Source organism: Burkholderia sp. E168m23 (assembly GCF_016586125.1).
GTDB lineage: Bacteria > Pseudomonadota > Gammaproteobacteria > Burkholderiales > Burkholderiaceae > Burkholderia > Burkholderia orbicola.
In genome coordinates, this window is record NZ_BCPP01000298.1 from 1 (window position 1) to 7,064 (window position 7,064).

Annotated in this window: 6 protein-coding genes; 4 read left to right on the forward strand and 2 right to left on the reverse strand. The window is 68.7% G+C overall.

Translation table 11 applies throughout. From position 1 onward, the window contains the following. A partial coding sequence (locus tag JMF90_RS16835; RefSeq protein ID WP_201325244.1) for a lipoprotein-releasing ABC transporter permease subunit occupies positions 1–1,235 on the forward strand: 1,235 nt, incomplete at its 5' end. Positions 1,236–1,270: 35 nt separating this feature from the next. On the opposite strand, the gene JMF90_RS16840 is transcribed toward JMF90_RS16835, so the two are convergent. Beyond that, complete coding sequence (locus tag JMF90_RS16840) at positions 1,271–2,083, reverse strand: hypothetical protein (RefSeq protein ID WP_227745924.1); 813 nt, start codon at positions 2,081–2,083, stop codon at positions 1,271–1,273. 548 nt (positions 2,084–2,631) lie between these two features. Here JMF90_RS16840 and JMF90_RS16845 point away from each other — a divergent pair. Both JMF90_RS16845 and JMF90_RS16850 read left to right on the forward strand, forming a co-directional pair. After that, positions 2,632–4,602: a Xaa-Pro dipeptidyl-peptidase gene (locus tag JMF90_RS16845; protein ID WP_011694830.1), complete on the forward strand. Its 1,971-nt coding sequence runs from the start codon at positions 2,632–2,634 to the stop codon at positions 4,600–4,602. A gap of 132 nt (positions 4,603–4,734) precedes the next feature. Continuing rightward, complete coding sequence (locus JMF90_RS16850; protein ID WP_011547045.1) at positions 4,735–5,103, forward strand: NUDIX domain-containing protein; 369 nt, start codon at positions 4,735–4,737, stop codon at positions 5,101–5,103. 21 nt (positions 5,104–5,124) lie between these two features. Here the strand turns inward: JMF90_RS16850 and JMF90_RS16855 are convergent, their stop codons facing one another. Further along, the gene (locus tag JMF90_RS16855) at positions 5,125–6,054 is read right to left on the reverse strand and encodes a 2-hydroxyacid dehydrogenase (protein WP_011547044.1); all 930 of its coding nucleotides are present in this window, start codon (positions 6,052–6,054) and stop codon (positions 5,125–5,127) included. Between the two features lie 167 nt (positions 6,055–6,221). Here JMF90_RS16855 and JMF90_RS16860 point away from each other — a divergent pair. After that, on the forward strand, positions 6,222–7,064 hold an 843-nt coding region (locus JMF90_RS16860; RefSeq protein WP_201325245.1), incomplete at its 3' end, for an ABC transporter substrate-binding protein.

The window sequence follows — 7,064 nt, forward strand, 5'->3', positions numbered from 1 at the left end:
GGCAGATCGGGCTGCGCTACGCGCGCGGCGGCCGGCGCTCGGCCGGCGACGGCTTCGTGTCGTTCATCGCCGGCGCCGCGATGGCCGGCATCGCGCTCGGCGTGGCCGCGCTGATCGTCGTGCTGTCGGTGATGAACGGCTTTCGCACCGAGGTGCGCGACCGGATGCTGTCGGTGCTCGCGCACGTGGAAATCTTCTCGCCGTCCGGCGCGATGCCCGACTGGCGGCTGACCGCGCACGAATCGTTACAGAATGCGGCGGTGCGTGCCGTCGCGCCCTATGTCGACGCACAGGCGCTGCTGACGAACGCGGGCAATGTGACGGGCGTCGCGTTGCGCGGCATCGATCCCGTGCTCGAGCCGCGCGTGTCCGAGATCGCGCGCAAGCTGAAGACCGGACGCCTCGACGCGCTCGTGCCGGGCGAGATGGGCATCGTGCTCGGCGCCGCGCTCGCCGATACGCTGCACGTGAAGATCGGCGACCGCATCACGTTCTTCGCGCCCGGCAACACCGCGCGCTTGGGCGACGCGCTGCCGCGGTTCCGCCAGTTCAACGTGGTCGGTACGTTCGAGTCGGGCCACTACCAGTACGACAGCGCGCTCGCGTACATCCATATCCGCGACGCACAGCAACTGTCCAACGTGAACGCGCCGACCGGCATCCGGCTGCGCATCGACGATCTGCAGCGCGCGCCGGAAATCGCGCTGGCGCTGTCGCGCACGCTGTCGGGCAATCTGTACCTGCGCGACTGGACGCGGCAGAACCGCACGTGGTTCGAAGCCGAGCGGCTGCAGAAACGGATGCTGTCGCTGATCCTGATGCTGATCGTCGCGGTCGCCGCGTTCAACCTCGTGTCGTCGCTCGTGATGACGGTCACGCAGAAGCAGGGCGACATCGCGATCCTGCGCACGCTCGGCGCGCCGCCCCGCTCGATCATGAAGATCTTCGCGATCCAGGGGATGACGATCGGCCTCGCCGGCACGCTGGCGGGCGTTGCGCTCGGCTGCGCGATCGCGGTGAGCATCCCGGTGGTGCTGCCGGCGGTCGAGCAGTTGCTCGGCATCCGCTTCCTGACGCCGTCCGTGTATTTCCTCAGCGCACTGCCGTCGAAGCTGTCGGCGCTCGACGTGATCGAGATCGCGTCGGCCGCGTTCCTGATGTCGTGCGTCGCGACGCTGTACCCGAGCTGGCGCGCCGCGCGGGTGCGCCCGGCCGAGGCGCTGCGCGACGAGTAGGCGCAATCGGCGCGATTGGCACGAATGGCGCGGCGTTACGCGATCTCGTGGAAGCCGACGCTGTTGCCGCCGTCCGGCGTGTAGCCGGCGAGCACGTCGAAGCCGACGTTGACGAGTTCCGTGCGCATGCCGTAGGACTTGTTGCCGGATGAATCGACGAAGATCGCCGCGCCCGACGATAGCTGGCGCGCGGCGTCCAGCAACGCGAGCGTGCCGCGCGCGGTGCCGGCCGACGGCTCGATCGTCAGCGTCGTGCCGTCCTGCGTGGTGAAGTGCCCGCCGGGCGCCACGGGCGGCGGGTTCTCCGCGACCGACCGGTTGAGCAGGCTCATGAAGTGAAAGCGCGTGTCGGCGGCCTGGCTCGCCGCCGCGCGATCGCTGTCCGTGAACGTGTCGCCTCGCACGGCCGCACCCTGCGCGGCGATATCGACGGCCTGCTCGTGAAAATCGCGCGTCGCGAGCACGAGGCCGGCGTTCGAATTCAGCGTCGACTCGATCCATGCGCGATCGCTGTCCGTCATCGTCTTCGACACGACCTTGATCCGGCCGGCGTCGGTCGCGAAGTCGAACTGCGCATCGGCCAGATCCGGGCGCTTCGCGACGATGTCCTGCAGGCTCGTCGCAAGCGCGTCGGTCACGCCGCGCAGCTTCATCGACAGGTCGCCCACCATCGACAATTGTTTCGTCATCGCCGCCTGCTGCGCTTGCGGATCGATTGCCCGGATTCTGATCGGTTCGTCTTGCGGTGCGCCGGACGCCGTCGTGTCCGTCGTCTGGCGCCCGTCGAGCGCCGCCTGTGCCATTTGTGCGAGCGTAAGGCCGCCCGCCGCCGTGACCGTAATCGTCATTGCCCTCTCTCTCGTTTTAAGCGTGTTTTTCATTGTTTACGGACGGATTGCCGGGAAGTTGAGCGCGCATGTCACACACGCGTCGAAACTTTGTTTGACTCGAACTAAAAAAGTTTGACACGGACATTTCACTGAGATAACTTTTGCGCAAGCTTCCGGAAAGCAATCCGGCCAGCGTGCCGACTCGCGTCGCGCTTTCCTGCCGTTGCAGCACCGCCGTTCGCAACATTCCCGCCTCATCGCATCGCGCCGTTCCGTTTCATCCGAAACCTGAAGGAAGCCCGGGCATGCCCGCATTTGATTCGCAGTCCTGCATTCGCAGCGAACCGCCGCACTGACGATTTCCGTTCGGGGCGATCACTCGCCTCGACGCCGGCCGGATGCACGCCGCCTGACGCGCGCCGGCACCGGGCGAGACGCTCATCCATCTCGCCCGCCGTTTTTGATGGTGCAGTTCCGCTTCATCCGACGCAGCACCCGGCCAGGCCGCAGGGGGCGTATCGCGAGCCGGCCGGTTCCAGACAAACACAAGAGACGAGGTCGATTCAATGAACATTCATCGAACCGGAGTGCGGCGCGCATGGCTGCCCGCGCTCGTGGCGGCCGCGACGCTCGCCGCGTGCGGCGGCGACGACGGCGGCAGCGTGGCGGGCGTGTCAGCGCTCGCGCAGGGCCAACAGGAGGGAGCCGCCGCCGCGGCCGATACAGCCGGTGCGCCATCGCTCGCGTCGCGCTTTTCGCCGTCGGGCGTGCCGTACGCGAATCCGGCCAGCAGCGGACGCTACAAGCCGGTGATCAGCAACGGCCAGGTGCAGCCATCGCTGTCGGGCGGCACGATCGAGGAAAACGCGTGGGTCGACACGCCGGTCGATTCCGACGGCGACGGCACGCGCGACCGCATCCACGTGCGCATCGTGCGGCCGTCCGAAACTGCAAACGGCGCGCGCACCCCCGTCATCGTGCTCGCGAGCCCGTATTACGCGGGGCTCGCCGACAGTCCCGACCACGACGTCGACGTCGAACTCGACGGCACGCCGCATCCGGCCGCGACCGCCGGTGCCGCGGCATCGGCATCCACCCGCATCCTGGCCGCCGCGCCGCAATCGCGGATGCTGCAGCAGGTCGAGGCGGCCGCCGCCGGCCGCTCGTGGATCGAAAGCTACTTCGTGCCGCGCGGCTTCACGATCGTCTACGCGGATTCGCTCGGCACCGCCGGCTCGGACGGCTGCCCGACGATCCTGACGCGCGACGAATCGGTGGCGATGGCGTCGGTGATCCGCTGGCTCGGGCGCGACGCGACCGCGAAGGACGCGAACGGCAAGACGGTCGTCGCCAACTGGTCGACCGGCCACGTCGGCATGTACGGCGTGTCGTACGACGGCACGCTGCCGAAGATGGTCGCGAGCCTGCGCACGCGCGGGCTCGACGCGATCGTGCCGATCGCCGGGCTGTCGAACATGTACGGCTACTACCGCTCGGGCGGCCTCGTGCGTGCGCCGGAAGGCTATCAGGGCGAGGATGTCGACGTGTACATCAAGGCGCTGCTGACCAACGCGCATCCGGAGCGCTGCACGCACCTGATCGACGAAGCGCTGCAGCAGGAAGACCGCAAGACCGGCGACTATTCGCCGTTCTGGGCCGCGCGCGACATCCCGACCGCGTTCGCGGTCGCGCCGGCGCTCGTCGCGCAGGGTCTCACCGACGACAACGTGCGCGTCGACCAGTCGACGTCGTGGTATCTGGCGATGCGACGTCAGGGCGTGCCGACCCAGCTGTGGCTGCATCGGCTGAAGCACACCGATCCGACCCGCGTGCCGGGAATGGCCGACGCGTGGACCGCGGAGGTGAACCGCTGGTTCACGCGCTACCTGATCGGCTTCGACAACGGCGTCGAGCACGATCCGCGCGCGGTGGTCGCGCAGGCGGACGGCACGCTGCTGAAGGAAGCGGACTGGGCCGCGCGCCACGCGACGCCGGTCACGTACTTCGCGGGCGGCGACGGCGCGAGCACCGGCACGCTGCTGCGGCTGCCGAGCGGCGGCCCGCTCGCGCGCTTCACCGACGATGCGCGCATTCCGGCGCTCACGCTGGCGAACACGCCGACCGGCGAAAACCGCAGCCGCTTCGAGACGGCCCCGCTGACGGCCGCGGCACGCCTGTCCGGCGCCGCGACCGCACGCGTCAGGCTGACCTTCACGGGCGTCGCGAACGTGACGGCCTTGCTGGTCGACCGCGCGCCGGACGGCACGGCGACGATCGTCACGCGCGCATGGACCGACCCGCGCAACCGGCTGTCCGAGTGGGTGTCGCAACCGGTGCTGCCCGGCATGCCGTACGACCTGAAGCTGACCTTCATGCCGCGCGACTACAAGCTGGAAGCCGGCCACCGGCTCGGGCTCGTCGTCCTCTCCAGCGACTACGAGGCGACGCTGCGGCCGACGCCCGGCACCGGGCTGACGCTCGATCCGGCCGGCACGTCGGTGACGGTGCCGCTGGCTTCGCCGTCGACGGGCGCGTAGTCGTGCGCCGGCGGCCGTCGTAGCGGCGGCGCCGCCCCCCGCCTGCATGCCAGTCGATGTGGGCGGGGGATCGCTGCACGAAGGGAGCACCTGCGCTAGGCTGCGGCAATCGAATGCCTACGGTGAGCCCCGATGATTCCCGTCAGCGCCAAAGCCATCGTCCGCGACGGCCGTTCCGTCCTGTTCCTGCGCAATCCCCGCGACGAGTGGGAGCTACCAGGCGGCTGGCCCGAAGCGGGCGAATCGCTCGAAGACGCCGTCATCCGCGAAGTGCAGGAAGAATGCGGAATCGTCGCATCGGCGATCCGCTACGTGGGCAGCCGTTCGTGCGAGGTCGTGCCGGGCAAGCGCGTACTGATCGTATGCTTCCGGTGCGAGGTCGATCGCCGTGAAATCGTGCTGAGCGACGAGCACCACCAGTTCGGCTGGATCGACCTCGATGCCGCCAAGCCGGCGAACCTGCCGGATTTCTACTGGGCATTCTGCAAGCAGGCGGACTGATTCGACGCCGCCGCCCGGCGCTCACACCGGCGTCAACACCGGCTGCCCCGTGAAATGCCGCGCCGCGTTGTCGAGAAATTGCCGCACCGAGCGATCGAGCGCCTCGGGCGACCAGCCGCCCATGTGCGGCGTGAGCACGACGCTGTCGAGATCGGTCAGCGCACGCGGCGGCTCCGGTTCCCCTTCGTACACGTCGAGCCCCGCGCCCGCGATGCGCTCTTCGCGCAGCGCGTCTGCCAAAGCAGCGGTATCGACAACACTGCCGCGCGACACGTTGACGAGAAAGCCGCCCGGGCCGAGCGCATCGAGCACGGTGCGATCGATCAGGTGCCGCGTGCCCGCGCCGCCCGGCGTCGCGACGATCAGGAAATCGGCCCACTGCGCGAGCGTGTCGACCCGGTCGAAATAGCGGTACGGCACGGGCTTCTCCGAGCGGTTGTGATAACCGATCTCGATGTCGAAGCCGGCCGCGCGGCGCGCGCACTTCTCGCCGATCTTGCCGAGCCCGACGATCCCAAGCTTCTTGCCCGACACGTTCGGCGGCATCGACAGCCCGTCGCGCCACACGCCCGCGCGGGTCTTCGCATCGAGCTGCACGACGTTGCGCACCGCCGCGAGCAGCAGCGCGAACGCATGATCGGCGACGCAATCGTCGTTGGTGCCGGCGCCCGTGACCACGGTGATGCCGCGCGCCTTCGCGTGCGCGACGTCGATGTGCTCGTAGCCCGCGCCGAGCGCGCTGACGAACGTGAGTTGCGGCAGCCGGTCGATCTCGGCGGCGGTCAGCCCCGTGCTGCCGTTGGTCAGCACCGCGCGAATCGTGCCGCCGTGCTCGGCGATCGCGCGTTCGCGCGCATCGGGCGTCGGGGCATAACGCACGTCGAACGACGCGGCGATCTCGCGATGCGCGTCGCCGCGCAGTGCGATGAGGACCAGCAGCTCGGGCTTCATGTCAGCAAATGTCCGCAGGCGGGGAACGAATTTCAGTGTAACAAGCCCGCATGACGGATGCGGGTTATCCCCACACCGGCTGTGGACACGCCGCCGCACGCGGTTTGCCAAAGCCGGCTCAGTCAAGTAACTTTCGGCGTACGCCCCCGTCCTGGAGATTGGCCCCGATGAAGCTCGCCCTGCCCGCCCGGATCCTGGGCCTCGCGTTCGCCGCCGCCATCGTGGCGCCCGGCGCACACGCCGACACGCCCGTCGTGGTGTCGTCGAAGATCGACACCGAAGGCAACCTGCTCGGCAACCTCATTTCACAGGTGCTGAAGGCCCACGGCATTCCCGTCACCGAAAAGATCGCGCTCGGCACGACGCCGATCGTGCGCAAGGCGCTCACGAGCGGCGAGATCGACGTCTACCCCGAATACACGGGCAACGCCGCATTCTTCTTCAACAAGGCCGACGACCCGGTGTGGAAGAACGCGAGCCAGGGCTACGACACCGCGAAGAAACTCGACTACGCGGCGAACCATCTCGTGTGGCTCGCCCCGGCGCCCGCGAACAACACGTGGGGCGTCGCGCTGCTCGCGCCCGTCGCGCAGTCGCAGCACCTGAAGACCTTCTCCGATTTCGGCAAGTGGGTGGCCGGCGGCGGCAAGGTGAAGCTCGCGGCCTCGGCCGAATTCGTGAACAGCGCGTCCGCGCTGCCGTCGTTCGAGAAAGCGTACGGCTTCAAGCTGAAGCCCGAGCAGCTCGTCGTGCTGTCCGGCGGCGACACGGCCGCGACGATCAAGGCCGCCGCGAACCAGACCGACGGCGTGAACGCCGCGATGGTCTACGGCACCGACGGCGGCATCGCATCGAGCGGCCTCGCGGTGCTCGACGACGACAAGCACGTGCAGCCCGTCTACGCGCCGGCGCCGGTGATTCGCGAAGCCGCGCTGAAAGCGCATCCGCAGATCGCCGACTTGCTCAAGCCCGTGTTCGCGAGCCTCGACCTTAAGACGCTGCAATCGCTG

Coding starts and splice junctions, on each gene's coding strand:
- JMF90_RS16840 (WP_227745924.1), bottom strand. CDS start 2,083: ATGACGATTACGGTCACGGCGGCGGGCGGCCTTACGCTCGCACAAATG.
- JMF90_RS16845 (WP_011694830.1), top strand. CDS start 2,632: ATGAACATTCATCGAACCGGAGTGCGGCGCGCATGGCTGCCCGCGCTC.
- JMF90_RS16850 (WP_011547045.1), top strand. CDS start 4,735: ATGATTCCCGTCAGCGCCAAAGCCATCGTCCGCGACGGCCGTTCCGTC.
- JMF90_RS16855 (WP_011547044.1), bottom strand. CDS start 6,054: ATGAAGCCCGAGCTGCTGGTCCTCATCGCACTGCGCGGCGACGCGCAT.